The organism is Nitrosomonas supralitoralis (assembly GCF_003011925.2).
GTDB classification, from domain to species: Bacteria; Pseudomonadota; Gammaproteobacteria; order Burkholderiales; family Nitrosomonadaceae; genus Nitrosomonas; species Nitrosomonas supralitoralis.
The window spans coordinates 1-1,683 of sequence record NZ_PXXU01000142.1 but is presented as its reverse complement, the minus strand read 5'-3'; the positions used below and the strand labels follow the sequence as shown (position 1 = coordinate 1,683).

Annotated in this window: 1 protein-coding gene; it reads right to left on the bottom strand. The window is 43.8% G+C overall.

Features of this window, described 5'->3' with window-relative positions:
• Positions 1-1,683 (bottom strand): WD40/YVTN/BNR-like repeat-containing protein (locus C7H79_RS17035; protein ID WP_106708414.1); only part of this gene is annotated, 1,683 nt, incomplete at both ends.

The following is a 1,683-nucleotide window of genomic DNA, read 5'->3' as shown; positions in this document are numbered from 1 at the left end:
GTCGGTAGCGAAGTTTGGCGAGAATTCCACTTGTTGGACCACTGCATTTGATCCAACTGTAGCGTTGGTTTCTTTGGTCCAGGTGGTTCCGCCATCGGTTGAACGGTAAATACCGCTGGCAGTTCCCACAATGACCAGTTTGTCCGTTGAAAATTGGGGAGAAATTGCTATCCATGTATATTTTTGTCCAGGCCAACCCTGCGATATGATCGAACTAGCACCCACGCGCAAGAAGTTATCACCACCGTTCTGAGTGCGCCATACTTCTCCATTACGGGTAGCGGCGAATGCAGTACGGTCGTTGGCATAATTCGGTGAAACGGCCACGCTTGTAATAGGATGTGTAAGCGGAACTCCTTTCTGCAACCGCAGGGTTTTACCAGCATCTTTTGTTTGAATCACCCCATGAAATCTGGAGCCAAGATAAATCTCCTTATCGTTGGCAAAATTCGGTGACGCTGACAGTACAGTGAATGTAACGACGTCAGGATCTATGGCAAGAAATCTCGGAACATGCTTGACATCCCAGCTGGCTCCAAAATCAGTAGAATTTCCAATGCCGCCGCTGGTTGCAGAAATTACTGTTTGAGATCCGTCTGGATTTTTCACGATCTGCGAGTCAAAAAAGTTCATTTTCCGTCCCGAGGGATTCGGCCAGCCACTGGTAGACCATGTAGTGCCACTATTCGAAGAAATAGCTATACCTTTACCGACATAAGTTGTGGCAATCATCTTATGATCATTGTTGAAACTCGACGATAGCGCAAGTCCGGTCAATATACCCTTTCGTGTTTGACGTTGGAGCCAGGTAGCTCCACCATTCCTCGACATGAATAATCCATCGAAGACGGGCAAGAAAACTGTTTTATCAGTAGCGTATGTTCTGGATATTTGTAAGTCAGTTAATTCATTGAGCAAAGATGTTTGACCAGTAATTTTTGCGCCTGAATTAAAAAGCGTCCAGTTATCACCTCTATCTGTTGATTTGTAGACAGAATGAGTCAGACTAGTACAAAATACCGTACGATCAATCAAGTAATTCGGTGAAACTGCTATATTATTGATCGCTTCGTGAGGTAGATTAACCCCTTTGTTGATAAATGAGCTGCCCCCATCATTGCTATAAAAAATCCCAAAATTTGGAGTTGCCAGAAATATTTCTGAGCTCCCTGGAGCGATGGCCATATCATATATTACCGTTCCTGTTGGAGTTCCCAAATTGGTCCAATCGATCCCTCCGTTAGTAGATTTTCTTAAGCTTCCAGCACTACTCGCAATCAGTAAAGTTTTGTCAGTAGCATAATTTGGTGATATCGCAATAACGGTTACTTTATTAGTTTTATCGAGTACTTGAATCCAGTTTGCATCTGCGTTGGAACGGCGAAACAGCGCTCCATTGGCATCAGCGAAAAAAAGCACGTAACCAGTGCTAGTTTCAGCAACCTCCATTTTTTTTACAATCTTGTTTGAAGGAGCAAGACCTGTACTATAAGGTTCCCATAAATCACCTCGGTTAGTTGATCGATAAATACCTATTTTCCCTTTGAAGCCAGCGAAAATAGTCTGATCGGTACTAAATTTCGGTGAGACACGTAGAACGCTAAATTCGTACGGATGGTCCAGTCCATTGGGAATATTGGTCCAGTTAAGCCCGCCATCAGTGGTTCGCAGTATTTCATCGTA